The organism is Pseudomonas sp. GW821-FHT10C09 (assembly GCF_059415465.1).
Genome location: NZ_JBWKNG010000001.1, coordinates 150,589 through 175,908, shown reverse-complemented (window position 1 = coordinate 175,908; position 25,320 = coordinate 150,589). Strand labels below are relative to the sequence as shown.

21 protein-coding genes are annotated in these 25,320 nt (G+C 60.0%); 15 read left to right on the top strand and 6 right to left on the bottom strand.

Translation table 11 applies throughout. The annotated features are described in order from the left end of the window. Window positions 1-5: 5 nt before the first annotated feature. The 3 genes from dnaQ to AC07N8_RS00715 all read left to right on the top strand — a co-directional run bounded on the left by dnaQ (window position 6) and on the right by AC07N8_RS00715 (window position 3,860). Entirely contained in the window at window positions 6-764 is a 759-nt protein-coding gene (dnaQ, locus tag AC07N8_RS00725; protein ID WP_493144843.1) for a DNA polymerase III subunit epsilon, read from the top strand. Window positions 765-975: 211 nt separating this feature from the next. Continuing rightward, window positions 976-3,231: an Orn/Lys/Arg family decarboxylase gene (locus AC07N8_RS00720; protein ID WP_483844087.1), complete on the top strand. Its 2,256-nt coding sequence runs from the start codon at window positions 976-978 to the stop codon at window positions 3,229-3,231. 14 nt (window positions 3,232-3,245) lie between these two features. Beyond that, the gene (locus AC07N8_RS00715) at window positions 3,246-3,860 is read left to right on the top strand and encodes a GNAT family N-acetyltransferase (RefSeq protein WP_483844088.1); all 615 of its coding nucleotides are present in this window, start codon (window positions 3,246-3,248) and stop codon (window positions 3,858-3,860) included. Here AC07N8_RS00715 and AC07N8_RS00710 read toward each other — a convergent pair. Beyond that, window positions 3,826-4,719 carry a LysR family transcriptional regulator gene (locus AC07N8_RS00710; protein WP_493144840.1) on the bottom strand — a complete coding sequence of 298 codons (894 nt, stop codon included), beginning with the start codon at window positions 4,717-4,719 and terminating at the stop codon, window positions 3,826-3,828. The genes AC07N8_RS00715 and AC07N8_RS00710 overlap by 35 nt on opposite strands. An 88-nt stretch (window positions 4,720-4,807) precedes the next feature. After that, on the bottom strand, window positions 4,808-5,068 hold the full coding sequence (locus AC07N8_RS00705) for a hypothetical protein (protein WP_123435611.1): 261 nt from the start codon (window positions 5,066-5,068) through the stop codon (window positions 4,808-4,810). 176 nt (window positions 5,069-5,244) lie between these two features. Between AC07N8_RS00705 and AC07N8_RS00700 the strand changes: the two genes are divergently transcribed. After that, window positions 5,245-5,805, top strand: coding sequence for an NADPH-dependent FMN reductase (locus AC07N8_RS00700; RefSeq protein ID WP_483844090.1), 561 nt, complete (start codon window positions 5,245-5,247; stop codon window positions 5,803-5,805). A 109-nt stretch (window positions 5,806-5,914) separates the two neighbouring features. Here AC07N8_RS00700 and AC07N8_RS00695 read toward each other — a convergent pair whose 3' ends face one another. After that, entirely contained in the window at window positions 5,915-6,232 is a 318-nt protein-coding gene (locus tag AC07N8_RS00695; protein ID WP_493144839.1) for a hypothetical protein, read from the bottom strand. A 118-nt stretch (window positions 6,233-6,350) separates the two neighbouring features. On the opposite strand from AC07N8_RS00695, the gene AC07N8_RS00690 reads away from it, so the two are divergent. Beyond that, window positions 6,351-7,634, top strand: coding sequence for an arsenic transporter (locus tag AC07N8_RS00690; protein ID WP_493144838.1), 1,284 nt, complete (start codon window positions 6,351-6,353; stop codon window positions 7,632-7,634). A 114-nt stretch (window positions 7,635-7,748) separates the two neighbouring features. On the opposite strand, the gene AC07N8_RS00685 is transcribed toward AC07N8_RS00690, so the two are convergent. Beyond that, window positions 7,749-8,699 (bottom strand): DUF1853 family protein, encoded by a 951-nt coding sequence (locus tag AC07N8_RS00685; protein ID WP_493144837.1) that lies wholly within the window; start codon window positions 8,697-8,699, stop codon window positions 7,749-7,751. A gap of 108 nt (window positions 8,700-8,807) precedes the next feature. Between AC07N8_RS00685 and AC07N8_RS00680 the strand changes: the two genes are divergently transcribed. The 8 genes from AC07N8_RS00680 to AC07N8_RS00645 all read left to right on the top strand — a co-directional run bounded on the left by AC07N8_RS00680 (window position 8,808) and on the right by AC07N8_RS00645 (window position 19,826). Next, on the top strand, window positions 8,808-9,698 hold the full coding sequence (locus tag AC07N8_RS00680; RefSeq protein ID WP_027923400.1) for an NAD(+) kinase: 891 nt from the start codon (window positions 8,808-8,810) through the stop codon (window positions 9,696-9,698). After that, the gene (locus AC07N8_RS00675) at window positions 9,695-10,669 is read left to right on the top strand and encodes a metallophosphoesterase (protein ID WP_483844099.1); all 975 of its coding nucleotides are present in this window, start codon (window positions 9,695-9,697) and stop codon (window positions 10,667-10,669) included. The genes AC07N8_RS00680 and AC07N8_RS00675 overlap by 4 nt, the downstream gene beginning before the upstream one ends. Then, window positions 10,666-11,535, top strand: coding sequence for a rhomboid family intramembrane serine protease (locus AC07N8_RS00670; protein ID WP_483844094.1), 870 nt, complete (start codon window positions 10,666-10,668; stop codon window positions 11,533-11,535). Before AC07N8_RS00675 ends, AC07N8_RS00670 begins: the two co-directional genes overlap by 4 nt. A 34-nt stretch (window positions 11,536-11,569) precedes the next feature. Next, window positions 11,570-11,830 carry a YeaC family protein gene (locus AC07N8_RS00665; protein ID WP_483844095.1) on the top strand — a complete coding sequence of 87 codons (261 nt, stop codon included), beginning with the start codon at window positions 11,570-11,572 and terminating at the stop codon, window positions 11,828-11,830. Then, window positions 11,827-12,657, top strand: coding sequence for a DUF2797 domain-containing protein (locus AC07N8_RS00660; RefSeq protein ID WP_483844096.1), 831 nt, complete (start codon window positions 11,827-11,829; stop codon window positions 12,655-12,657). The genes AC07N8_RS00665 and AC07N8_RS00660 overlap by 4 nt, the downstream gene beginning before the upstream one ends. Window positions 12,658-12,667: 10 nt before the next feature. Further along, entirely contained in the window at window positions 12,668-15,325 is a 2,658-nt protein-coding gene (gene pepN / locus AC07N8_RS00655) for an aminopeptidase N (protein ID WP_483844097.1), read from the top strand. Window positions 15,326-16,372: 1,047 nt separating this feature from the next. Continuing rightward, window positions 16,373-17,425, top strand: a complete 1,053-nt coding sequence (locus AC07N8_RS00650) for a WD40/YVTN/BNR-like repeat-containing protein (RefSeq protein ID WP_493144836.1) — start codon at window positions 16,373-16,375, stop codon at window positions 17,423-17,425. A gap of 25 nt (window positions 17,426-17,450) precedes the next feature. Next, window positions 17,451-19,826: an efflux RND transporter permease subunit gene (locus AC07N8_RS00645; protein ID WP_027923407.1), complete on the top strand. Its 2,376-nt coding sequence runs from the start codon at window positions 17,451-17,453 to the stop codon at window positions 19,824-19,826. A gap of 193 nt (window positions 19,827-20,019) precedes the next feature. Here the strand turns inward: AC07N8_RS00645 and AC07N8_RS00640 are convergent, their stop codons facing one another. Both AC07N8_RS00640 and AC07N8_RS00635 read right to left on the bottom strand, forming a co-directional pair. Further along, window positions 20,020-20,739, bottom strand: a complete 720-nt coding sequence (locus tag AC07N8_RS00640) for a FadR/GntR family transcriptional regulator (protein WP_027923408.1) — start codon at window positions 20,737-20,739, stop codon at window positions 20,020-20,022. 184 nt (window positions 20,740-20,923) lie between these two features. Next, complete coding sequence (locus AC07N8_RS00635; RefSeq protein WP_077432073.1) at window positions 20,924-22,660, bottom strand: IlvD/Edd family dehydratase; 1,737 nt, start codon at window positions 22,658-22,660, stop codon at window positions 20,924-20,926. A gap of 193 nt (window positions 22,661-22,853) precedes the next feature. Here AC07N8_RS00635 and AC07N8_RS00630 point away from each other — a divergent pair, with 193 nt between their 5' ends. Then, window positions 22,854-24,176 (top strand): MFS transporter, encoded by a 1,323-nt coding sequence (locus AC07N8_RS00630; protein WP_483844036.1) that lies wholly within the window; start codon window positions 22,854-22,856, stop codon window positions 24,174-24,176. 148 nt (window positions 24,177-24,324) lie between these two features. After that, window positions 24,325-25,317 carry an AraD1 family protein gene (gene araD1, locus AC07N8_RS00625; RefSeq protein WP_493144833.1) on the top strand — a complete coding sequence of 331 codons (993 nt, stop codon included), beginning with the start codon at window positions 24,325-24,327 and terminating at the stop codon, window positions 25,315-25,317. Window positions 25,318-25,320 lie beyond the last annotated feature (3 nt).

Below are 25,320 nucleotides of genomic sequence, written 5' to 3'. Positions count from 1 at the left end.
CACTGATGGCCACCAGATCCGTTGTACTCGATACCGAAACCACCGGCATGCCGGTGACCGACGGCCACCGGATTATCGAAATCGGTTGTGTCGAGTTGATTGGTCGGCGCCTGACGGGCCGGCATTTTCACGTTTACCTGCAACCGGATCGCGAGAGTGACGAAGGCGCCATTGGCGTCCACGGCATCACCAATGAATTCCTGGTGGGCAAGCCGCGCTTCACTGAAGTGGCCGATGAGTTCTTTGAATTCATCAAAGGCGCGCAGCTGATCATCCATAACGCAGCGTTCGACGTTGGTTTCATCAACAACGAATTCGCCCTGATGGGCCAGCACGAACGTGCGGACATCACCCAACACTGCTCGATCCTCGACACCTTGATGATGGCCAGGGAACGTCACCCGGGGCAGCGCAACAGCCTCGACGCCTTGTGCAAACGGTATGGCGTCGACAACTCGGGCCGTGAATTGCACGGCGCGTTGCTCGACTCCGAGATCCTTGCCGACGTTTACCTGACCATGACCGGCGGCCAGACCAGCCTGTCGCTGGCCGGCAATGCGTCCGACGGTAATGGCTCCGGCGAAGGCGCGGACAACTCCGCCACCGAAATCCGCCGCTTGCCCGCCGACCGCATCCGCGCCCGAATCATCCGCGCCAGCGAAGATGACCTGGCTCAACATGTCGCGCGTCTGGAAGCCATCGCCAAAGCCGCCGGCGCCCCGTCGTTGTGGCAACAACTGGCGGACGCCAAGGCCCAGGCCTGATTCAAGGGCTGTTGTGGCGAGGAGAGCTTGTTGTGGCGAGGGGGCAAGCTCCCTCGCCACAGGTAAGCTGCCGAAGTCTTGGAATTGATGGCCACATGATGGTGCGCCGATTGACCCACTTCAGGGCATCGCCACTCGCCACATCCGCCTCAACCCTCTACCCTGAGGGTATTGGCAGGCCACGGTCTGCCGCCTCAGGACACTGAGCCCCATGTATAAAGATTTGAAATTCCCGGTCCTGATCGTCCACCGCGACATCAAGGCCGACACCGTCGCCGGTGATCGCGTGCGGGGCATCGCCCGGGAGCTGGAGCAGGAAGGCTTCAGCATCGTTTCGGCGGTGGATTACACCGAAGGGCGGCTGGTCGCGTCGACCCACCACGGCCTCTCCTGCATGTTGATTGCCGCCGAAGACCCCAGCACTCACTCGCATTTGTTGCAAAACATGGCCGAACTGATCGGCCTGGCGCGAGTGCGCGCGCCGGACCTGCCGATCTTCGCCCTCGGCGAACAAGTGACTCTGGAAAACGCGCCGGCCGATGCCATGGCCGAGCTCAATCAGCTGCGCGGGATTCTTTACCTGTTCGAAGACACCGTGCCATTCCTGGCTCGGCAGGTGGCCCGTGCTGCGCGCAAATACCTGGATGGTCTGCTGCCGCCGTTTTTCAAGGCGCTGGTGCAACACACTGCCGACTCCAATTATTCCTGGCACACGCCGGGCCACGGCGGTGGCGTGGCGTATCACAAGAGCCCGGTCGGGCAAGCGTTTCACCAGTTCTTTGGGGAAAACACCCTGCGTTCGGATTTATCAGTGTCGGTGCCTGAGCTGGGCTCGTTGCTCGATCACACCGGTCCACTGGCCGAGGCGGAAGCCCGAGCCGCGCGCAATTTCGGCGCCGATCACACCTTTTTCGTGATCAATGGCACTTCGACCGCCAACAAAATCGTCTGGCATTCGATGGTCGCGCGCGATGACCTGGTGCTGGTGGACCGCAACTGCCACAAGTCGGTGTTGCATTCGATCATCATGACCGGCGCGATCCCGTTGTACCTGTGCCCGGAGCGCAATGAACTGGGGATCATCGGTCCGATTCCACTGAGCGAATTCAGCCGCGAATCGATCCAGGCCAAGATCGACGCCAGCCCGCTGACCAAGGGCCGAGCGCCCAAGGTCAAACTGGCGGTGATCACTAATTCAACCTACGACGGTCTTTGCTACAACGCCGAGTTGATCAAACAGAACCTGGGCAACAGCGTCGAGGTGCTGCATTTCGACGAGGCCTGGTACGCCTACGCGGCGTTTCACGAGTTCTTCGCCGGACGCTACGGCATGGGCACCTCGCGCAGCGAAGACAGCCCGCTGGTGTTCACCACGCACTCCACGCACAAGTTGCTGGCGGCGTTCAGCCAGGCCTCGATGATTCATGTTCAGGACGGCGGTGCGCGGCAACTGGACCGCGATCGGTTCAACGAAGCGTTCATGATGCACATCTCCACCTCGCCGCAGTACAGCATCATTGCCTCGCTGGACGTGGCCTCGGCGATGATGGAAGGCCCGGCCGGGCGTTCGCTGTTGCAGGAGATGTTCGACGAGGCCCTGAGCTTTCGACGCGCCCTGGCCAATCTGCGGCAGCACATCGCGGCGGATGACTGGTGGTTTTCCATCTGGCAGCCGCCGTCGGTGGAAGGCATCGATCGCGTGACCACCGAAGACTGGCTGCTGCAACCCGATGCAGACTGGCACGGCTTTGGCGGTGTCACTGACGATTATGTGTTGCTCGACCCGATTAAAGTCACCCTGGTCATGCCCGGCCTGACCGCAGGCGGCGCGCTGAGCGAACGCGGGATTCCGGCGGCGGTGGTCAGCAAGTTCCTCTGGGAACGCGGGCTGGTGGTCGAGAAGACCGGGCTGTATTCGTTCCTGGTGTTGTTCTCCATGGGCATTACCAAAGGCAAGTGGAGCACGCTGTTGACCGAGTTGCTGGAGTTCAAGCGCAGCTACGACGCCAACGTCAGCCTGGCCACCTGCCTGCCCTGTGTGGCGCAACAGAGTGTCGGGCGCTATCAAGGCATGGGGTTGCGCGATTTGTGCGATCAATTGCATGCCTGTTATCGCAGCAATGCCACGGCCAAGCACCTCAAGCGCATGTACACCGTACTGCCGGAAATCGTCATGAAGCCCGCTGACGCCTATGATCATCTGGTAAGGGGCGAAGTGGAGGCGGTGTCGATCGATGCTCTGGATGGGCGGATCGCTGCGGTGATGCTGGTTCCGTATCCGCCAGGCATACCGCTGATCATGCCGGGTGAGCGGTTCACCGAGTCGACTCGGTCAATCATCGACTATCTTTCATTTGCACGGACGTTTGATAGCAGTTTCCCAGGATTCGTCGTCGATGTGCATGGTTTGCAACACGAAGACGAGGGCAATGGACGGCACTACACCGTCGATTGCATCAAGGAATGAGGACCTTTCCCAGTATGCAACCTGTCATTAATCCCAAGTACCCCGGCCTGTCGGTGCGTGTCGCCGATGACGGCTTTGCGGCCTACATCTGGGGCAGTGATTTCAGTTTTGAAGTCGCCGCCTATGGTGCTGCCGAAATCGGCAAACCGGTCGATCAGTGGCTAATTACGCCGATTACGCCTTATCGAAAGTGCTACGGCATTGACCCGGAAGAGTTCAGCAGCTTTCGCGATGCCGCCGACAGTGCGATTTTCATGGCGTACCTCGACGATGAGCCGGTCGGTCATCTGGTGGTCAGCACCAACTGGAACGGCTTTGCCCATATCGACGAGCTGGCGGTGCATGCCCCGGCGCGGCACCACGGGGTGGCCAAAGCCCTGCTGGACGTGGCTCAGTTCTGGAGCCGCAAGAAAAAACTGCCGGGCATCATGCTCGAAACCCAAAACAACAACCTAGGCGCCTGTCGGCTCTATGAGCGTTGTGGGTACGTGATCGGCGGGATGGATCATCTGCGCTATCGCGGGATCGATCCGAACACCGCCGAAGTGGCGCTGTTCTGGTATCGCTTGTTCGATAATGCGCTGGAACACCCGATCAGTTCGCCAGCATCGCCGCGGCTTGTTCCGTAACGATCTCCAGCAGTGTCTGAATGGCGGCGGCGGGCTCGCCGTTTTTCAGGGTCAAGGCGTAGAGGCTGACCGGCACCGCCGGGGCCAATGGGCAAACATCCAGTCCACTGGTTTTGGCGCCCAAGGCGGTAAAAGGGTCGACAATCGCCAGACCTTCACCGGCCTCGACCATGCTGCGCATCATCTGATGCGTCTGCACCCGGATATGCACGACCGGGGCTGGACGCAACGCCTGCAATTTGTTCTCCAGGGCACGGCTCAGCGGATCGTGGCCTTCGAGGCCGACCATCGACTGGCCCGCCAAGTCCTGCAACGAAATGTACTTCTGCTTGGGTTGCAGCCAGCCATGGGGCGCCAGGAGCTGGAGCTTGCCTTGGGCGATCACTTGGCAATGGATGTCGGCGTGATCGGGGTCATGCAGGCTTAATCCCAGATCGCTTTCGCGCAACAGCAGGGATTTGATGATCTCGCGGGTCGGTTGGCTCAACAGGCTGCAAGGCGCGTCGGGCAGGCGACGGCGCAGCGCGGCGATGCTCTGGGGCAGCAATTGTTGAGCAAGCGGCGGGGTGCAGATGATGCGCAGGGGCGGTGCCTGGTACTGCTTGAGACTGGCGGCCAGGCGTTGGACGGGCTCCAGCGCTTCGTAGACGTGGGTGATTTGTGCTTCCAGCTCCCGCGCTTCGCGGGTCGCCTGCAAGCGCCCACGCACGCTGGAGAACAGCATGAAACCCAACTGACCCTCGGCCTCGCGCAAAATGCCTTCAACCTCGGTCACCGGCAACTGCAGCCATTCGGCGGCGGTGCCCAGGTGACCGGTCTGCACAAGCGCGTGGATCACTTCGATATGGCGTAAACGCATGCGTGAAGTCCATGTTCAGCAGGTGAGGGAATCAGTGACTGAATCCTAACTCAAGTGCGTGCATATGACTTCTGCTCATAACGCGGGGTTATGAAGCGACGTTGGCTTCCGGCACGCTGCCGACGAAGGTGTCGGGTTCACGCACGATGGTCACGTCCGATTGAACCAGCAGAAACTGGTTGTCATCGAGCTTCTTGACGCGATCGCCAATGGCCAGTTTGTAGGTGGTGACAGGCTCCGTGCCGCCGAGGCCGTCTGCCGACGGGGTGGATTCCTGGAACTCATGCACGGAATAAACGCGGCCTTCCGCATCTCTTGCATGGAACTGACCGACAAGTACTGCTGCCATCTGTTTAGAACCTCTGGAGATAAATCACTCAATTTTCGGTTCTGTAGACCGTGGTTAAGCGAAGTAAGTTTTCCTACAAGAAAAAAATAGTCAGGGGCGGTGAAATTCAGAGCCCGCTGGGTGAATCGTCATCTATACCTACAAGTTCTTTCCATCGGACAGTCGAGACATCTTCCATGAGTAACGTCTATACGATCGCCGTCGTGGTCGGCAGCTTGAGAAAGGCATCGATCAATCGCAAGGTGGCATTGGCCCTGGCTGACCTGGCACCGGCAAATCTCAAGCTACAAATCGTCGAAATCGGCGACTTGCCGCTCTACAACGAAGACATCGATGGTGCTTCACCGCCGGCAGCCTACAGCACTTTCCGGCAACAAGTACGTTCATCCGACGCAGTGCTGTTCGTCACCCCGGAATACAACCGCTCGGTACCCGCGCCGTTGAAGAATGCAATCGACGTGGGATCGCGGCCCTATGGCCAGAGCGCCTGGAGTGGAAAGCCGGGCGGGGTGATCAGTGTTTCGCCGGGTGCAGTCGGCGGTTTTGGCGCCAACCACCACTTGCGCCAGTCCATGGTGTTTCTGGATGTACCGTGCATGCAGCAGCCGGAAGCCTACCTCGGAGGGGCGGGTTCGGCGTTTGACGAGGCGGGCAAATTGTCCGAATCAGTGAAGCCGTTCCTGCAGAGCTTTATCAATGCTTACGCGAAGTGGGTCGAACAACACAAAAAAGTCTGAAAACACCGTCTCCCCCTGTAGGAATGAGCCTGCTCGCGATAGCGTCGTGTCAGTTAAATCAATGTCAGCTGACAGACCGCTATCGCGAGCAGGCTCACTCCTACAGGGGTTAGGGGGTGTTCATCAGTCGGCCACAGATCATCGACTCGATCTCCGCCAGCCACGCAGCCGTTTGCACCGCCGCCGGCTGTGCGGTCACGCAATAACGCCGGCCACTCCAAGCGGTGATCAGCCACGCATCAATGTTCGTTTCTGACGGTTGCTCAGGTAAATCACTACACGCCGCAAACGCTTCGCGCCACTTCTGCGACAGCTCCTGGAACACCCGCCGATGGTGCTTGGGTTCGGCGATCTGGTGTTCGAGGGTCATCAGCTCATAGTCGAACAATGGCTGTTCAACGGCCGGGTTGCGCCAGTGCAAGGCCATGTCATCGGTCTGTAACCTTTTTTTGTACGGGATCGGGGGTGTGTAGAAATTGGGGCTTTACTCTGGTCATGCGTTGCGGCTGAATCGCGGTTTGTTTTTCCGCGCAAGGTTGCTTTGCATGCTCATCGCCTCACTCATTTTCCTGCTGACCATCACCCTGGTGATCTGGCAACCCAAAGGCCTGGGCGTGGGCTGGAGTGCGGTATTCGGTGCCGTGCTGGCGCTGATTTTCGGCGTTGTGCAGGTGAGCGACATCCCGATTGTGTGGCAGATCATCTGGAATGCCACCGGCACGTTCGTGGCGCTGATCATCATCAGTTTGCTGCTGGACGAGGCGGGTTTCTTTGCCTGGGCCGCCTTGCACGTTGCCCGTTGGGGCCGGGGCAGCGGGCGCAAGCTGTTTGCTTATATGGTCTTGCTGGGGGCATTAGTCTCGGCCTTGTTCGCCAATGACGGCGCGGCGCTGATCCTCACGCCCATCGTGATTTCCATGCTGCTGGCACTGCGGTTCTCCCCGGCGGCCACCTTGGCGTTCGTAATGGGCGCCGGTTTCATCGCCGACACCGCGAGCCTGCCGCTGGTGGTGTCGAACCTGGTGAACATCGTTTCCGCCGACTTCTTCCACATCACGTTCAACCGCTACGCGGCGGTCATGATCCCGGTCAACCTGGTGAGCGTCGCGGCCACGTTGGCGATGCTGATGTGGTTCTTCCGTCGCGATATTCCCAAGGATTACGACCCCGAACAATTGGAGCAGCCGGCTACCGCGATCCATGACAAGGCAACGTTTTATGCTGGTTGGGTGGTCTTGGTGATCCTGCTTGTGGGTTGTTTTGCCCTGGAACCGCTGGGCATTCCAATCAGCGCCATTTCCGCTGTTTGCGCCGCGTTGCTGCTGGGTATCGCCGCGCGAGGCCACAAGATTTCCACACGCAAGGTGATGAAAGAAGCGCCGTGGCAGATCGTGATTTTCTCGCTGGGCATGTATTTGGTGGTGTATGGCCTGCGCAACGCCGGGCTGACCGGGTATCTGGCCGGTTGGCTCGATGGTTTTGCCCATTACGGTGTGTGGGGCGCGGCCATGGGCACTGGCGTGCTGACAGCAATTCTGTCTTCGATCATGAACAATTTGCCGACGGTACTGATCGGTTTGCTGTCGATCGATGCCAGTCAGGCCAGTGGTGTGGTGAAGGAGGCGATGATTTACGCCAACGTCATCGGCAGCGACCTGGGGCCGAAGATCACGCCGATTGGCAGTCTGGCGACGTTGTTGTGGCTGCATGTGCTGGAGCGCAAGAGCATCCGGATCGGGTGGGGGTATTACTTCAAGGTCGGGGTGGTGCTGACGGTGCCGGTTTTGCTGGTGACGTTGGCGGCGTTGGCTGTGCGGTTGTCCTTTTAGACCTGGTCGGCCTCTTCGCGAGCAGGCTCGCTCCCACATTTGACGTCGTCATGGCGCAGATCCCCTGTGGGAGCGAGCCTGCTCGCGAAGGGGCCGGTCCAGACACCACACCTCTCAACCATTACCCGGCACATTCGGCCAAAGATCCGCCACCAGAAACAACCGCTCTGCTTCCTCCCAATCCCCCTCGGCGTTTTCGGTCAGGCGCACCATCAACTGCGCCGGCGCCAAAGGCTCCAGATCACCGAGCCACGCACTCAATTGCTCGACGCTCCAGGTCTGCTCCGCAGGATAATACGCCGGCGCCAGCCAGGCATGGCGGGGCAGGGGCTGCCAGCGGCCGAAGGGGCGTTGCACGACAAAGTCCGCCCAGTCTTTCTGATGCAGCCAGCTACCGCGCAAATGCTGCGGATGCGCGCCGCTGGGGGGGTCGGCGAGGCCCGGCCACGGATACAGCAGGTAACCGCCGAGCCACAAGTGCGCGCTGAACTGCTGGATATCCAGGGCTGCCAGCACTTCGCGACTTTCGCTGCGGGCAGAAATGGGCAATTGATGCTGAGCCAGGTGCGCCAGTTTGCGGTCCAGTCGATCATGACAGCCGGGGCCGAGCCACTGCGCGGAGTCATGCCCGTCGCCATTTTGCGGCCCCAGATAGAGCTTGATCGCCAGTTCCAGGTGATGCACGCCGTCGCGATCACGCAGCAGCATGTCCAATTCGCCCAGCGTGTGGCCTTCACGGCGGATCGGCAGGTTGGCGGCGATCAGCTCGATACCCGGCGCGTGACGCACCGCGTACTGCCAAAGGCGCTCGTAATACAGGCCCAAACGCCGGGTTCGGGCCTGGGACAGCCAATGCAGCAAGTCATAACTGTCACGGTCCAGTTGCCGCAGCCAGTGCTCCAGGCGATGCGGTTCTTGCACCCAGTCGCTGCCGGCCAGCGGATGCCGCTGCGGCCACGGCGTATCGACGAGCATCGGCGGCGCGAGGATGACCCAGGCCAGGTCGCGCACTTCGGGGTGGCGCAACTGATGGGGCAACGAGAGCAAATCGGGAAATAGGATCATCTTGCGAGCATAGCCCTAAACATGAGTACACCCTTGTGGCTGAAAGGATTTTGTCTATCCCGCGCTTTCGCCCATAATCGTCTTTTTCGCCGTCCTTGCAGGAACCCCATGGAGCAATTTCGTAATATCGGCATCATCGGTCGCCTGGGCAGTTCCCAGGTGCTGGATACCGTCCGCCGACTGAAACGGTTTCTGCTCGATCGTCACTTGCACGTGATCCTCGAAGACACCATCGCCGAAGTCCTTCCCGGTCATGGCCTGCAAACCTCGTCCCGCAAGATGCTCGGCGAAGTGTGTGACATGGTGATTGTGGTCGGCGGTGACGGCAGCCTGCTGGGCGCCGCTCGCGCGCTGGCCAAACACAATATTCCGGTGCTCGGCATCAACCGTGGCAGCCTCGGGTTCCTGACTGATATCCGCCCCGATGAGCTGGAAGTCAAAGTCGCCGAAGTGCTCGACGGCCACTACCTGGTGGAAAACCGCTTCCTGCTGCAAGCCGAAGTCCGCCGTCACGCCGAAGCCATTGGTCAGGGCGATGCCCTCAATGATGTGGTGCTGCACCCCGGCAAATCAACGCGGATGATCGAGTTCGAACTGTACATCGACGGCCAGTTCGTCTGCAGCCAGAAGGCCGACGGCCTGATCGTCGCGACGCCCACCGGTTCGACCGCCTACGCGCTGTCGGCGGGCGGACCGATCATGCATCCCAAGCTTGACGCTATTGTGATTGTGCCGATGTACCCCCATACCTTGTCGGGCAGGCCGATTGTGGTCGATGGCAACAGTGAGCTGAAAATCGTCGTGTCCAAAGATATGCAGATCTACCCGCAAGTCTCCTGTGACGGGCAGAACCACTTCACCTGCGCGCCGGGTGACACCATCACCATCAGCAAAAAAGCGCAGAAGCTGCGGCTGATCCATCCGCTTGACCACAACTACTATGAAGTCTGTCGGACCAAGCTCGGTTGGGGCAGTCGATTGGGTGGTGGAGGCGACTGATGCTCGATCCCGCGCGTAGCTACGACCTGATCGGTGACGTGCACGGTTGCGCTCTGACCCTTGAGCACTTGCTCGACCGGCTCGGTTACCACAAACAAGGTGGCGTCTGGCGGCATCCGTCGCGCATGGCCGTGTTTGTGGGCGACATCATTGATCGCGGCCCGCGGATTCGCGAGGCATTGCACATCGTCCATGACATGGTCGAGGCCGGCCAGGCGTTGTGCATCATGGGCAATCATGAATTCAACGCGCTGGGCTGGAGCACGCCGGCGCCACCGGGCAGCGGCAAGCAGTTCGTCCGTGAACACACGCCGCGCCATGCCCGGTTGCTGGGTGAAACCCTGACCCAGTTCGAAGACCATCCCGGTGACTGGCATGACTTCCTGCAATGGTTCTACGAGATGCCGTTGTTCGTCGATGCCGGGCGCTTCCGGGTGGTGCATGCCTGCTGGGATTCGGGCCTGATCGAGCCGTTGCGCGGATTATTCCCCAACGGTTGCGTCGATGAGCATTTCCTCCAGGCGTCGGCCGTGCCGGGCAGCTTCGCCTGCACCGTGTTCGACCGGTTGCTGCGCGGCACCGACATGCGCCTGCCCGATGGCTTGACCATGACCAGCGGCGACGGCCTGGTGCGTTCGTTCTTCCGGACCAAATTCTGGGAAGACGACCCGCAAACCTACGGAGACATTGTGTTCCAGCCCGACGCCTTGCCCGAGCCGGTGGCCAGGACGCCACTGTCATCCACGGAAAAAAATACCTTGCTGCGCTATGGCGTCGATGAGCCGCTGTTGTTCGTCGGCCACTACTGGCGCAGCGGCAAACCGGCACCGATCCGCCCGAACCTGGCCTGCCTGGATTACAGCGCCGTGCTCTACGGCAAACTGGTCGCCTATCGGCTGGATCAGGAAACCCGGCTCGATCCACATAAATTTGTCTGGGTCGATGTCGAACGGCCGGAGGTGCTGCGATGAGTGTGGTTGCCGTATTACGTCTGCCGCTGGCGGTGGATTTGAGCGGGTTCGTCAAACTGCTGCAGCGCATGCAGGTGCCGCACCGCGTCAGCGAGGAGTCGGGCGAGCAGGTGCTTTGGGTGCCGTCCAACATCAGCGAAGACGTGCGTTCGTTGTACGAACGTTTTCCGGCCGGTGATCCCGATCAGCAGCTCGACATCCCGGCAGCGCAAACCACGAGGCGCCCCGGTTTTGTCGAGCAACTGCGTTACGCCAGGGCGACCGCGGCGATTTTGCTGCTGAGCATCCTTGTCGGCGCGGTGACGCTGCTGGGCGAAAACCTCGACACGATGCGCTGGCTGACTTTCCTCGATTTTCGTGTCGTCGGCGAGTACATCCATTTCGTACCTTTGGCCGACAGCCTGGCGGCGGGGCAGTGGTGGCGGTTGATCACGCCGATGCTGATCCACTTCGGCATCCTGCACCTGGCCATGAACGGCATGTGGTACTGGGAATTGGGCCGGCGCATCGAGTCGCGCCAGGGCAGCATCAACCTGATCGGCCTGACGTTGCTGTTCAGCCTCGTCTCCAACTATGCGCAATATTATTTCAGCGGCCCGACCTTGTTCGGTGGCTTGTCCGGCGTGCTGTACGGCCTGCTCGGGCATTGCTGGATCTTCCAGCTGTTGTCGCCGAACCCGGCTTATCGCCTGCCGCGCGGCGTGCTGGTGATGATGCTGGTGTGGCTGGTGCTGTGCCTGTCCGGGCTGGTCTCGATGATCGGCTTCGGTGAAATTGCCAATGCGGCGCACGTCGGCGGGTTGCTCGTCGGATGCCTGACCGGTTTGTTGGGTGGTTTGTACAACCGCCGTAAACTGGCCGCCTAAAACAGTTTATGTATTAAAGAGCGCGGAGACCTTGATGTCCTCTTTTAACGAAATGATCCAAAACATCACCCCCGATATCTACCAGAGCCTGAAACTGGCGGTGGAAATCGGCAAATGGTCCGACGGTGGCAAACTCACCGCCGAACAACGCGAGCTGTCGCTGCAAGCGATGATCGCCTGGGAAATCCAGAACCTGCCCGAAGACCAGCGCACCGGTTACATGGGCCCGCAGGAATGCAGTTCGAAGTCGATCAGCGTACCGAACATTCTGTTCAAGTCGGAAGCCATCCATTGATCGAGATTGGCCGCGGTGCAATCAGTAAAATGTCGGCGCGTCTTGACGGGTCTGACGTGCAGTACGCGTTTCGTCTGGGCGATGTCGAGGTGCCGGTCAATCCGATGATCGGGACCACCGTACGCCTGGAATACCTGGGGGCGATCTTTTGCTCCCATTGCGGGCGCAAGACCAAAACCAGTTTCAGCCAGGGCTATTGCTACCCGTGCATGACCAAACTGGCGCAGTGCGACCTCTGCATCATGAGCCCGGAGCGTTGCCACTACGACGCCGGCACTTGCCGTGAGCCGGAGTGGGGCGAGAAGTTCTGCATGACCGACCACATCGTGTACCTGTCCAACTCGTCGGGGGTGAAAGTCGGGATTACCCGTGCCACCCAACTGCCGACCCGCTGGATCGATCAAGGCGCCCGCCAGGCGTTGCCGATCATGCGCGTGTCGACCCGTCAGCAGTCGGGCTTCGTCGAAGACCTGTTCCGCAGCCAGGTGGCGGACAAGACCAACTGGCGTGCCTTGCTCAAGGGCGAAGCGGTGTCGGTGGACCTGGCCGAAGTACGCGATCAGCTGTTCGACAGCTGCGCCGAGGGCCTGCAAACCTTGCAGGAACGATTTGGCCTACAAGCAATTCAGACCATTGCCGACGTAGATACCCTCGAAATCCGCTATCCGGTCGAGCAATACCCGGCCAAGATCGTCAGCTTCAACCTGGACAAGAATCCGATTGCCGAAGGCACGCTGTTGGGGGTCAAGGGTCAATACCTGATCTTCGACACCGGCGTGATCAATATTCGTAAATACACGGCTTATCAGCTCGCCGTGCATCAGTAAGGACTCCAGCATGCGCACCGAACAACCGAAGATGATTTACCTGAAAGACTATCAGGCGCCCGAGTACCTGATCGACGAGACGCACCTGACCTTCGAGTTGTTCGAGGACCACAGCCTGGTCCATGCGCAACTGGTGATGCGCCGCAATCCCGAGCGCGGCCCGGGCCTGCCGCCGCTGGTGCTGGATGGTCAGCAGCTTGAGCTTTTGTCGGTCACCCTGGCGGATCGCGAGCTGAGCGAAAGCGACTATCAACTAACCGAGAATCACCTGACCCTGCACCCGACCAGCACCACCTTCACGGTCGATACCAGCGTCAAGATTCACCCGGAAACCAACACCGCGCTGGAAGGCTTGTACAAATCCAGCGGCATGTTCTGCACCCAGTGCGAGGCCGAAGGCTTCCGCAAGATCACCTATTACCTCGACCGCCCGGACGTGATGAGCAAGTTCACCACCACGGTCGTCGCCGAGCAGCACAGCTATCCGGTGCTGCTGTCCAACGGCAACCCGATTGCCAGCGGTCCCGGCGAAGACGGCCGGCACTGGGCGACCTGGGAAGACCCGTTCATGAAGCCGGCGTACCTGTTCGCGCTGGTGGCCGGTGATTTGTGGTGTGTCGAAGACACCTTCACCACCATGACCGAGCGTTCCGTGGCATTGCGCATCTACGTCGAGCCGGAAAACATCGACAAGTGCCAGCACGCCATGAACAGCCTGAAGAAGTCGATGCGCTGGGATGAAGAGGTCTACGGTCGCGAGTACGACCTGGACATCTTCATGATCGTCGCGGTCAACGACTTCAACATGGGCGCCATGGAGAACAAGGGCCTCAACATCTTCAACTCCAGCGCCGTGCTGGCCCGTGCCGAAACCGCCACGGATGCCGCGCACCAGCGCGTCGAAGCCATCGTTGCCCACGAGTACTTCCACAACTGGTCGGGCAACCGCGTGACCTGCCGCGACTGGTTCCAGCTGTCGCTGAAGGAAGGCTTCACCGTGTTCCGCGATGCCGGGTTCTCTTCGGACATGAACTCGGCCACGGTCAAACGCATCCAGGACGTGGCTTACCTGCGCACGCACCAGTTCGCCGAAGACGCCGGCCCCATGGCCCACGCCGTGCGCCCGGACAGCTTCATCGAGATTTCCAACTTCTACACCCTGACCGTGTACGAAAAGGGTTCGGAAGTGGTCGGCATGATTCACACCTTGCTTGGGGCCGACGGCTTCCGCAAAGGCAGTGACCTGTATTTCGACCGCCACGACGGCCAGGCCGTGACCTGCGACGACTTCATCAAGGCGATGGAAGACGCCAACGGTGTCGACCTGACCCAGTTCAAGCGCTGGTACAGCCAGGCCGGTACTCCGCGCTTGGCGGTGAGCGAGTCCTACGACGCGGCGGCGAAAACCTACAGCCTGACCTTCCGCCAAAGCTGCCCGGCGACCCCGGACAAGGTTGAAAAACTGCCGTTCGTGATTCCCGTGGAGTTGGGCCTGCTGGACGCCAAAGGCGCGGCGATTGCCTTGCGCCTGTCCGGCGAAGCCAGCGCTCAGGGTACGTCGCGGGTGATCTCGGTGACCGAAGCCGAGCAGACGTTTACCTTCGTCGACATCGCTGAACAGCCGTTGCCTTCGTTGCTGCGTGGTTTCTCGGCGCCGGTCAAATTGAGCTTCCCGTACAACCGCGATCAACTGATGTTCCTGATGCAGCATGACAGCGATGGTTTCAATCGCTGGGATGCCGGTCAGCAGCTGTCGGTGCAAGTGCTGCAAGAGCTGATTGCCCAGCATCAGGCGGGTGAAACGCTGGTGCTGGATCAGCGCCTGATTTCTGCCCTGCGCACCGTGCTGTCGGACGAGAAGCTGGATCAGGCGATGGTCGCGGAAATGCTTTCGTTGCCGGGTGAGGCGTACCTGACGGAAATCAGCGAAGTGGCTGACGTCGATGCAATTCACATTGCCCGTGAGTTTGCGCGCAAGCAATTGGCTGACGGGTTGTTCGAGGCGTTGTGGCTGCGTTATCAGGCCAATCGTGATCTGTCGAAGAAGACCCCTTATGTGGCCGAAGCCGAGCACTTTGCTCGTCGTGCGTTGCAGAACATTGCGCTGTCGTACCTGATGTTGAGCGGCAAGCCGGAAGTGTTGGCGGCGACGCTTGAGCAGTTCGAGGCGAGCGATAACATGACCGAGCGCCTGACGGCGTTGGCGGTGTTGGTCAATTCGTCGTTTGAAGAAGATAAAGCCAAGGCGCTGGCGAGTTTTGCCGAGCACTTCAAGGACAATCCGCTGGTCATGGATCAGTGGTTCAGTGTTCAGGCGGGCAGTGCATTGCCGGGTGGTCTGGGGCGTGTGCGTCAGTTGATGCAGCATCCGGCGTTCAACATGAAGAATCCGAACAAGGTACGGGCGCTGGTGGGGGCGTTTGCCGGGCAGAACCTGATCAACTTCCATGCGGCGGATGGTTCCGGGTATCGCTTTCTGGCGGATCTGGTGATCGAGTTGAACGGGTTTAACCCGCAGATCGCTTCCCGTCAGTTGGCACCGCTGACTCGCTGGCGCAAGTATGACGATGCGCGTCAGGCGTTGATGAAGGGCGAGCTGGAGCGGATTCGTGCTTCGGGGCAGTTGTCCAGCGATGTGTTTGAAGTTGTGAGCAAGAGCCTGGCCTGAGTCTGGGTTTTCTCCCTCAGGGTTCATTCGGGCCCTGTGGGAGCTGGGTTTTCTGCCTTGGCGGCCTGACAGCCGACCATTCTCTTTCTCGGTGTGGTGTACATATCCATTCCTGCGGTTACGGCCACTTAGGGTTTCGCCCTTACGGCGACTCACTTTTTTTTCAAACGCCAAAAAAAAGTAAGCAAAAAAAGGCTCGCCCCGAGCGTCCGGCCCCTCGCTAAAGCTCGGCGTTCCTTCGCTCCGGTATCCATCCGGGGACACTGCCCTCCGGTCTGCTTCGCTACGACCTACATGCAGCGTGTTCGACTGCGTCGAACGGCGCTACGCGCCACTCCCCGGATGCACACCTCCACTCAGCCTCCCGAAGGGGCGGGCAGATCAAAAGCTGCAGGCGAGCTAACGCTCGGCCTGTTGAGTGGTGAGAAGCAATGGGTGTACGCCGATTCAATGTGGGAGCGGGCTTGCTCGCGAAGCTTTTGGCTTTGGCTTTGGCTTTGGCTTTGGCTTTGGCTTTTGATCTGCTTTTGATCTTTCGCCCCTTCGGCAGGCCGAGCGTAGGTGTTCATCAGGGGGGTAGGCGCGTAGCGCCGTGCGGCGAAGCCGCACACATCGAGAGGAGGTCGTAGCGAAGCAGACCGTAGGCGATGCCCCCTGATGGATACCGTAGCAAGGGAACACTGAGCCTTAGCGAAGTGCCGTACGCCGGGGCGAAGCCTTTTGGTTCCTTTTTGGCGTTTGAAAAAGGGACTCGCTGTAAGAGCGAAACCATAATCAGCCGTTACCGCAGCAACGGATATGTACACGCATCGAAATCACGCGTCCGAATGCTGTGCTATTCAGCACCTACCCATCCCCCTCAGGTTAACAAAACATAACGTGGCGTCGATTGTCAGACCTTTCCAAACCCCGATAGGATAAGCCAGCTTCCGAAGGGGCTCTAGATTGCGCGTTTCAGGACTAAGCTCCAGACTGCCAATCACAACGAGCCACCTTACGGCGCCCTGAAAGGTTGAACGACCTAACAATAATAATGGGGGAAGGTCTATGAGTGAGCCTGTCATGGGTGTGGGTATCTGCCGCCCGCCGGCACTGCGCAAATTCGCATTGCTGGCTACAGCGCTCTCGCTGTTGGGCTGTGCCGCATTGTCGGCACCTGCGCTGGCCGCTGCCGCGCCAGCATCCGATGTTGTTTATTCCATTGAATCGGCCAAGGCTGCCAAAAGCCTGATGCTCGATGTCGTCCACGCCGGCAAGCGCCTGGTGGCGGTCGGTGATCGCGGGCACATCCTGTATTCCGACGACCAGGGCGCAACCTGGGTTCAAGCCAAGGTCCCGACCCGGGCGCTGCTGACATCGGTGTTTTTCGTCGATGACAAACACGGCTGGGCCGTCGGCCATGACGCACAGATCCTCGCCAGCGAGGACGGTGGCGCCACCTGGACCAAGCAATTCGAAGATTTGAAACGCGAAGCGCCGCTGCTCGACGTCTGGTTCAAGGACGCCAACAGCGGCTTTGCCGTGGGCGCGTATGGCGCGCTGCTGGAAACCACCGACGGTGGCAAAAACTGGGAAGACGCCAGTGATCGCCTCGACAACGAAGACCAGTTCCACCTCAATGCCATCGCATCGGTCAAGGATGCCGGGCTGTTCATCGTCGGTGAACAGGGCAGCATGTTCCGCTCTGCTGACTGGGGCCAGACCTGGGAAAAACTTGAAGGCCCGTACCAAGGCTCGCTGTTCGGCGTGATCGGCACGGCGCAAGCCAATACGCTGCTGGCTTACGGCCTGCGCGGCAATCTCTACCGCTCCACGGATTTCGGCAGCACCTGGGAACAGGTTGAGCTGAAAGCCGCTCGCGGCGCGCTGGAGTTCGGGTTGTCCGGCGCAACGCTGCTCGACGACGGTTCCATCGTGATCGTCGGCAACGGCGGCTCGGTGATCCGCAGCAACGACAACGGCGAAACCTTCAGCGTGTTCAACCGTCCGGATCGCATTTCCGTTTCGGCAGTCACGGCGGCGGGCAACGGCAATCTGATTCTGGCAGGACAGGGCGGCGTTCGCGCTACTTCGCCAACCGGCTCAGAGCTGGGTAAATAATAAGAAGGGCGGAGCTATGACATCCATGACAAGTCATCACCAGGACAAGGCGACGTTTCTTGAGCGCCTGATTTTCAACAACCGCCCGGCAGTGATCACGATCTGCCTGCTGGTCAGTATTTTTCTGTTCTGGCAGGCGACGCTGATCCGGCCGTCCACCAGTTTCGAAAAAATGATCCCGCTCGAGCATCCCTTCATTCAAAAAATGATGGAGCACCGCAACGATCTGGCGAACCTGGGCAACACCGTACGCATCTCGGTGGAAGCCACTGACGGCGATATCTTCTCCAAGGAATACATGGAGACCCTGCGTCAGATCAACGACGAGGTGTTCTACATTTCCGGCGTCGACCGTTCCGGCCTCAAGTCGCTGTGGAGCCCGAGCGTGCGCTGGACCGAGGTGACGGAGGAGGGCTTCGCCGGTGGTGAAGTCATTCCGCAGAGCTACAACGGTTCCCAGCAAAGCCTCGATCTGCTGCGCAACAACGTCCTCAAGTCCGGTCAGGTCGGGCGTCTGGTGGCCAACGACTTCAAGTCGAGCATCGTCGATATCCCGCTGCTGGAGTCCTACCCGGACCCGCAGGACCAGGGCAAGTTGCTGGCACTGGACTACCGCCAGTTCTCCCACCAGCTGGAAGAAAAGATCCGCGACAAGTTTGAAAAACAGAACCCTAACGTGCAGATCCACATCGTCGGTTTCGCCAAGAAAGTCGGCGACCTGATCGATGGCCTGGTCATGGTGGTGATGTTCTTCGGCGTCGCCTTCATCATCACGCTGATCCTGCTGTACTGGTTCACCAACTGCATGCGCAGCACCGTGGCGGTCCTCAGTACCACGCTGGTGGCGGTGGTCTGGCAACTGGGGTTGATGCACTTCTTCGGCTTCGGGCTCGATCCGTACTCGATGCTGGTGCCGTTCCTGATCTTCGCCATCGGTATTTCCCACGGCGTACAGAAGATCAACGGTATCGCCTTGCAGTCCAGCGAGGCCGACAACGCACTGACCGCTGCGCGACGCACATTCCGTCAGTTGTTCCTGCCGGGGATGATCGCGATCCTCGCGGATGCGGTGGGTTTCATCACGCTGCTGATCATTGATATCGGTGTGATTCGTGAACTGGCCATCGGCGCGTCCATCGGCGTGGCGGTGATCGTGTTCACCAACCTGATCCTGCTGCCGGTGGCGATTTCCTACGTCGGTATCAGCAAGCGCGCCGTCGAACGCAGCAAGAAAGATGCACACCGCGAGCACCCGTTCTGGCGTCTGCTGTCGAACTTCGCCAGCAAGAAAGTCGCGCCGGTGTCGATCTTCCTGGCCTTGATCGCCTTCGGTGGCGGCCTCTGGTACAGCCAGAACCTGAAAATCGGCGACCTCGATCAGGGCGCTCCCGAGCTGCGTCCGGACTCGCGCTACAACAAGGACAACAATTTCATCATCAGCAACTACTCCACCAGTTCCGATGTGTTGGTGGTGATGGTCAAGACCAAGGCAGAAGGTTGCTCACGCTATGAAGCCATGGCGCCGATCGATGAGCTGATGTGGAAGATGCAGAACACCGAGGGCGTGCAGTCGGCGATTTCCCTGGTGACCGTGTCCAAGCAGATGATCAAGGGTATGAACGAGGGCAACCTGAAATGGGAAACCCTGTCGCGTAACCCGGACGTGCTGAACAACTCCATTGCGCGTGCCGATGGCCTGTACAACAACAGTTGCTCCCTGGCGCCGGTGCTGGTGTTCCTCAACGATCACAAGGCGGCAACGCTGGATCGTGCGGTGCATGCGGTGCAGGACTTCGCCAAGGAGAACAACAAGGACGGTCTGGAATTCATCCTCGCCGCCGGTAACGCCGGGATCGAGGCGGCCACCAACGAGGTGATCAAGGAATCCGAGCTGACCATCCTGATCCTCGTCTACATCTGCGTTGCGACCATGTGCATGATCACCTTCCGTTCGTGGGCGGCGACCTTGTGTATCGTCCTGCCGCTGGTGCTGACTTCGGTACTCGGCAACGCCTTGATGGCCTTCATGGGTATCGGTGTGAAAGTCGCGACGTTGCCGGTAGTAGCGTTGGGTGTGGGGATTGGCGTGGACTACGGCATTTACATCTACAGCCGCCTGGAAAGCTTCCTGCGTGCCGGTCTGCCGTTGCAAGAAGCCTATTACCAGACACTGAAGTCCACCGGTAAAGCCGTGCTGTTCACCGGTCTGTGCCTGGCGATCGGTGTGTGCACCTGGATCTTCTCGGCCATCAAGTTCCAGGCCGACATGGGCCTGATGCTGACCTTCATGCTGCTCTGGAACATGTTCGGCGCGCTGTGGCTGTTGCCGGCGCTGGCCCGCTTCCTGATCAAACCGGAGAAACTGGCCGGGCAGAAGGGCAACTCGCTGTTCGCTCATTGATCCTTGCCTGAAACAAAAAAGCCGCAACCCTGGTTGCGGCTTTTTTACATCTGAAGGTTGACGCTAAACCCATGTGGGAGCGGGCTTGCTCGCGAAGGCGGTGTACCCGTCAAGATGATATCGACTGACACTCCGCCTTCGCGAGCAGGCTCGCTCCCACAGGGGTTTTTTGTAGCCGTTGGATTGTATTTTTTCAGGAAGGATCGCTGCCCAACACCACATTCAACGCACTGCGCGCATCATCCAGCTGCACCAGCGTCGCGTGCCGTGCGCCGAGCGCATCGCGATTTTCGATGGCGGTGAGGATTGCCTTGTGCCGGGGCAGCGCGAGTTCATGCAGGTTCGGCCGTTGGTTGGAATGCTTCAACGCCTCGGCAATCGCCACCGACAGCATGTTGCACAGGTTGGCCAGCAAGTCGTTGTGGGTCGCATCGGCGATGCGGCTGTGGAAGTCCAGGTCCGGTTGCAGCAACGCTTCCGGGGTCGGTGCCGCTTCCATGCGCTGGTAGGCTTCGCCGATGGAGGCGATGTCAGCCTCCGTGGCGAACTGCGCGGCCAGTGCAGCGGCGGCGGGTTCGATGATGCTGCGCACACTGGTGAGCAAATCGAAAAACTGATTCTGCGGGCTGCTTTGCATCAACCAGTGCAAAACGTCCGGATCGAGCATGTGCCATTCCTTGCGCTGCTTGACCACCGTGCCGACACGCGGGCGCGAATACACCAAACCTTTGGCAACCAACACTCGGGTGGCTTCGCGCAGCACCGGGCGGCTGACCGCGTACTCCTCACACAGCAGGGCTTCGGCGGGCAGTTTGTCGTCCGGCTTGAAGCGCCCGGAAACGATCTGCATGCCCAGTTCCTGGACAATGCGCGAGTGCATGCTTTTGCGGTCGGAGGGTTTGCGGTAATCCATGGGGAACGGCGCGGTCCTGTGCGAAGGGGTGTCGCGCATGATAACAGGCACGACGGGATCTTGAGGCAGATGCAAAGCAAATGTGGGAGCGAGCCTGTTCGCGAAGGCGGTGTACCAGTCAAGTTGATATCGACTGACACTCCGCTATCGCGAGCAAGCTCGCTCCCACAGGAGGACGGTGGGGTTAGTGAGAGTGGCGCGGCACTTCGGCGCCGCGGCAGCCGACCAGGAAGTCGAAGTCGCAACCTTGATCCGCCTGCAGCACATGGTCGATGTACAGCTGACGATAGCCGCCCAGGATCATCTGTTGCGGTGGTTGCAGGTCCGCCATCCGCGCCGCCAGTTCAGCATCCGGAATATCCAGGTGCAAACGCCCGCTGGCACAGTCCAGCTCAATCCAGTCACCTTCTTTCACTGCGGCCAACGGCCCGCCTGCCGCCGCTTCCGGCGCGACGTGCAACACCACGGTGCCATACGCGGTGCCACTCATGCGCGCATCGGAAATGCGCACCATGTCGGTCACGCCTTGCGCCAGCAGCTTGGCCGGCAAACCCATGTTGCCGACTTCAGCCATGCCCGGATAACCCTTGGGACCGCAGTTTTTCATGACCAGAATCGAGTTGGCGTCGACGTCGAGCTCCGGATCGTTGATCCGCGCCTTGTACATGTCGAAGTTTTCAAACACCACCGCGCGCCCGCGATGCTGCATCAGTTCTGCCGTGGCTGCGGACGGCTTGAGCACTGCACCGAGTGGCGCCAGGTTGCCGCGCAACACGCAGATGCCACCGTCGGCGCGGATCGGGTTGTCGAGGGTGCGGATCACCTCGTCCTGACCGTAAATCGGTGCGTCTTTGGTGTTCTCGCCGAGGGTCTTGCCGTTGACGGTCAAGGCATTCGGATGCGGGATCAGGTTGGCTTCACCGAGACGGCGCAGCACGGCGGGCAGGCCGCCGGCGTAGTAGAACTCTTCCATCAGGAAGCGCCCGGACGGTTGCAGGTCGACGATGGTCGGCATGCCGCGACCGATGCGGGTCCAGTCGTCCAGTTCCAGGTCCACGCCGATGCGGCCGGCGATGGCTTTCAAATGGATCACCGCGTTGGTCGAACCGCCGATGGCGGCGTTGACGCGGATGGCGTTTTCGAAAGCTTCTTTAGTGAGGATTTTCGACAGCTTCAAGTCTTCGCGAACCATCTCCACAGCACGCATGCCGGACATGTGCGCCAACACATAACGTCGAGAATCAACCGCCGGAATCGCCGCGTTGTGGGGCAGGGAAGTGCCCAGTGCTTCGGCCATGCAGGCCATGGTCGATGCCGTGCCCATGGTGTTGCAGGTGCCCGCCGAACGAGACATGCCGCCCTCGGCCGCGAGGAAGTCGTCGAGGGTGATGGTGCCGGCTTTCACTTGTTCGCTGAGCTGCCAGACCACCGTGCCGGAGCCAATGTCCTGGCCCTTGTGCTTGCCGTTGAGCATCGGACCGCCGGTGACGACGATGGCCGGCACGTCGCAACTCGCTGCGCCCATCAACAATGCCGGGGTGGTTTTGTCGCAACCGGTCAGCAGTACCACGCCATCGATCGGGTTGCCGCGAATCGCTTCTTCGACGTCCATGCTCGTCAGGTTGCGGGTGAACATGGCGGTCGGGCGCAAGTTGGATTCGCCATTGGAGAACACCGGGAATTCAACCGGCCAGCCACCGGCCTCGATCACCCCACGCTTGACGTGCTCCGCGATCTGGCGGAAGTGCGCGTTGCACGGGGTCAGTTCCGACCAGGTATTGCAGATGCCGATGATGGGTTTGCCCTGGAACTGGTGGTCGGCGATGCCCTGATTCTTCATCCAGCTGCGGTACATGAAGCCGTTCTTGTCGGCGGTGCCAAACCATTGGGCGGAGCGCAGGGTGGGTTTCTTATCAGACATGATCGATTCTCTTATTGTATGACTATATTGTTGCGGCTACGGCGTAACATAAGCGCAAATTCGCCTGTTTGGAAGTGTTGTTGAGTAAATAGTAATACTATATAGTCGATTTCAACGGAGGGTTGGCCCTGGTGATTTTTGGCGAGAGGCGGCCCCCGAGGTTCTATAACAACAACAATCGGAGACCGATCTCATGAGCCAGGAACTGCGGCTTATCCGCCGCATCACGCTGAAACTGATTCCCTTCCTGATCCTGCTGTACCTGATCGCCTATGTGGATCGCTCCGCCGTAGGCTTCGCCAAGCTGCACATGGGCGCCGACATCGGCCTCGGTGACGCGGCTTACGGTCTGGGTGCCGGGCTGTTCTTCATTGGTTATTTCCTGTTTGAAATCCCCAGCAACCTGATGCTTGATCGCTTCGGTGCACGACGCTGGTTCGCGCGGATCATGATCACCTGGGGCGCCATCACCATCGGCATGGCGTTCGTTCAGGGACCGCAGAGCTTCTATGTGATGCGCTTTCTGCTCGGTGCGGCGGAAGCCGGGTTCTTCCCGGGCGTTCTGTACTACATCACGCAGTGGTTCCCGATTCGCCATCGCGGCAAAATCCTCGGTCTGTTCATCCTTTCCCAACCCATCGCGATGATGGTCACCGGGCCGGTGTCCGGTGGCTTGCTCGGTATGGACGGGACGCTCGGTTTGCACGGCTGGCAGTGGTTGTTCATCGTCATCGGCACCCCGGCGATCCTGCTGACCTGGCCGGTACTGCGTTACCTGCCTGATGGTCCGCAACAAGTGAAATGGATGGACCAGGCCGAGAAGGACTGGTTGTCCGGCGAGTTGAAAAAGGACCTTGAGGAATACGGCCAGACCCGTCACGGCAATCCGCTGCACGCTCTCAAGGACAAACGCGTGTTGCTGCTGGCACTGTTTTACCTGCCGGTGACGTTGAGCATTTATGGACTGGGCCTGTGGTTACCGACGTTGATCAAACAGTTCGGTGGCAGTGACCTCGTCACCGGTTTCGTTTCCGCAGTGCCGTACATTTTCGGGATCGTCGGTTTGCTGATCATTCCGCGCAGCTCCGACCGTTTGAATGACCGCTACGGTCACTTGGCCGTGCTGTACGTGCTGGGTGCCATCGGCCTGTTCCTAAGTGCCTGGCTGACGGTGCCGGTGTTGCAATTGGCGGCGTTGTGTCTGGTGGCGTTCGCGCTGTTTTCCTGCACGGCGGTGTTCTGGACCTTGCCGGGCCGCTTCTTTGCCGGGGCCAGTGCCGCGGCCGGGATCGCCTTGATCAACTCGGTGGGCAACCTTGGCGGTTACATCGGTCCGTTCGTGATCGGTGCGCTGAAGGAGTACACCGGCAACCTGGCGTCGGGGCTGTATTTCCTTTCGGGTGTGATGGTGTTCGGGCTGGTGCTGACGGGTGTGGTTTACCGGTTGCTGGAGCGCAAGCATGTGCTGCCGGCGGATCAGTTTGCGGCCAGTGCGCGTGGTGCGACCCGTACCTAGCCATCCCCAAATCCCCTGTGGGAGCGAGCCTGCTCGCGAAAGCGGAGTGTTAGCCGCCAAAGATGTCGGATGTGCTGACCTCTTCGCGAGCAGGCTCGCTCTCACAGGGTGCAATGCCGATTTCAAAAGTGTTAACAGGAGAATATTCATGCGTTTGGTTCAATTCGAATTAAGTAACGGCGAGCGCCGCGTCGGCGTCGTCGAGGGCGGTCTGGTCCGGGAAGTCCAGGACGCACACACCGTTCGCGATCTGGCACTGGCAGCCATCGAAGCCGGCACAAATCTGCAGCAGCAAGTAAATGCTTTGGGCCTGGGCATCAGCCACGACTACGCCGAACTGCTTGCCACATTGCGCATCCTGCCACCGCTGGATCACCCGGACCCGGCGCACATGCTGGTCAGCGGCACGGGCCTGACCCATTTGGGCAGCGCCTCGGCCCGGGACAAAATGCATCAACACGCCGGTGACGAAGCGGCCATGACCGACACCATGCGCATCTTCAAATGGGGCGTGGAGGGCGGTAAACCGGGCGCCGGGCAGGCGGGCGTACAACCGGAGTGGTTCTACAAGGGCGACGGCAGCATCGTCGTTCGGCCGGGTCAGCCGTTCCCGCTGCCACCGTTCGCCGAAGACGCCGGCGAAGAGCCCGAGCTCAGCGGCCTCTACGTCATTGGCCACGATGGCAAGCCTTATCGCCTGGGTTATGCAGTCGGCAACGAGTTCTCCGACCACGTCATGGAACGTAAGAATTACCTGTACCTGGCGCACTCCAAATTGCGCAGTTGCAGTTACGGCCCGGAGCTTCGGGTCGGCGAATTACCCCAACATCTGGCCGGCACCAGCCGCATCCTGCGCGACGGCGAAGTGCTGTGGCAAAACGAGTTTCTCAGCGGCGAAGCCAACATGTGCCACAGCCTGGAAAACCTCGAGTACCACCATTTCAAGTACAGCCAGTTCCTGCGGCCGGGTGACGTGCACATTCATTTCTTCGGCACCGCGACCTTGTCGTTCGCTGACGGTATTCGTACGCAGCCGGGCGATGTGTTCGAGATCAGCCAGGCCGAATTTGGTGCACCGTTGATCAATGGCATCGAGCCGGCGCCAGCAGCGTTCGAACCCGGCACCGTCGGCACCCTTTAAGGA

What these genes read in the sequence shown, in the direction of transcription:
- dnaQ (WP_493144843.1), top strand. Translation starts at nt 6, where the DNA reads ATGGCCACCAGATCCGTTGTACTCGATACCGAAACCACCGGCATGCCG.
- AC07N8_RS00720 (WP_483844087.1), top strand. Translation starts at nt 976, where the DNA reads ATGTATAAAGATTTGAAATTCCCGGTCCTGATCGTCCACCGCGACATC.
- AC07N8_RS00715 (WP_483844088.1), top strand. Translation starts at nt 3,246, where the DNA reads ATGCAACCTGTCATTAATCCCAAGTACCCCGGCCTGTCGGTGCGTGTC.
- AC07N8_RS00710 (WP_493144840.1), bottom strand. Translation starts at nt 4,719, where the DNA reads ATGCGTTTACGCCATATCGAAGTGATCCACGCGCTTGTGCAGACCGGT.
- AC07N8_RS00705 (WP_123435611.1), bottom strand. Translation starts at nt 5,068, where the DNA reads ATGGCAGCAGTACTTGTCGGTCAGTTCCATGCAAGAGATGCGGAAGGC.
- AC07N8_RS00700 (WP_483844090.1), top strand. Translation starts at nt 5,245, where the DNA reads ATGAGTAACGTCTATACGATCGCCGTCGTGGTCGGCAGCTTGAGAAAG.
- AC07N8_RS00695 (WP_493144839.1), bottom strand. Translation starts at nt 6,232, where the DNA reads ATGGCCTTGCACTGGCGCAACCCGGCCGTTGAACAGCCATTGTTCGAC.
- AC07N8_RS00690 (WP_493144838.1), top strand. Translation starts at nt 6,351, where the DNA reads ATGCTCATCGCCTCACTCATTTTCCTGCTGACCATCACCCTGGTGATC.
- AC07N8_RS00685 (WP_493144837.1), bottom strand. Translation starts at nt 8,699, where the DNA reads ATGATCCTATTTCCCGATTTGCTCTCGTTGCCCCATCAGTTGCGCCAC.
- AC07N8_RS00680 (WP_027923400.1), top strand. Translation starts at nt 8,808, where the DNA reads ATGGAGCAATTTCGTAATATCGGCATCATCGGTCGCCTGGGCAGTTCC.
- AC07N8_RS00670 (WP_483844094.1), top strand. Translation starts at nt 10,666, where the DNA reads ATGAGTGTGGTTGCCGTATTACGTCTGCCGCTGGCGGTGGATTTGAGC.
- AC07N8_RS00665 (WP_483844095.1), top strand. Translation starts at nt 11,570, where the DNA reads ATGTCCTCTTTTAACGAAATGATCCAAAACATCACCCCCGATATCTAC.
- pepN (WP_483844097.1), top strand. Translation starts at nt 12,668, where the DNA reads ATGCGCACCGAACAACCGAAGATGATTTACCTGAAAGACTATCAGGCG.
- AC07N8_RS00650 (WP_493144836.1), top strand. Translation starts at nt 16,373, where the DNA reads ATGAGTGAGCCTGTCATGGGTGTGGGTATCTGCCGCCCGCCGGCACTG.
- AC07N8_RS00645 (WP_027923407.1), top strand. Translation starts at nt 17,451, where the DNA reads ATGACAAGTCATCACCAGGACAAGGCGACGTTTCTTGAGCGCCTGATT.
- AC07N8_RS00640 (WP_027923408.1), bottom strand. Translation starts at nt 20,739, where the DNA reads ATGGATTACCGCAAACCCTCCGACCGCAAAAGCATGCACTCGCGCATT.
- AC07N8_RS00635 (WP_077432073.1), bottom strand. Translation starts at nt 22,660, where the DNA reads ATGTCTGATAAGAAACCCACCCTGCGCTCCGCCCAATGGTTTGGCACC.
- AC07N8_RS00630 (WP_483844036.1), top strand. Translation starts at nt 22,854, where the DNA reads ATGAGCCAGGAACTGCGGCTTATCCGCCGCATCACGCTGAAACTGATT.
- araD1 (WP_493144833.1), top strand. Translation starts at nt 24,325, where the DNA reads ATGCGTTTGGTTCAATTCGAATTAAGTAACGGCGAGCGCCGCGTCGGC.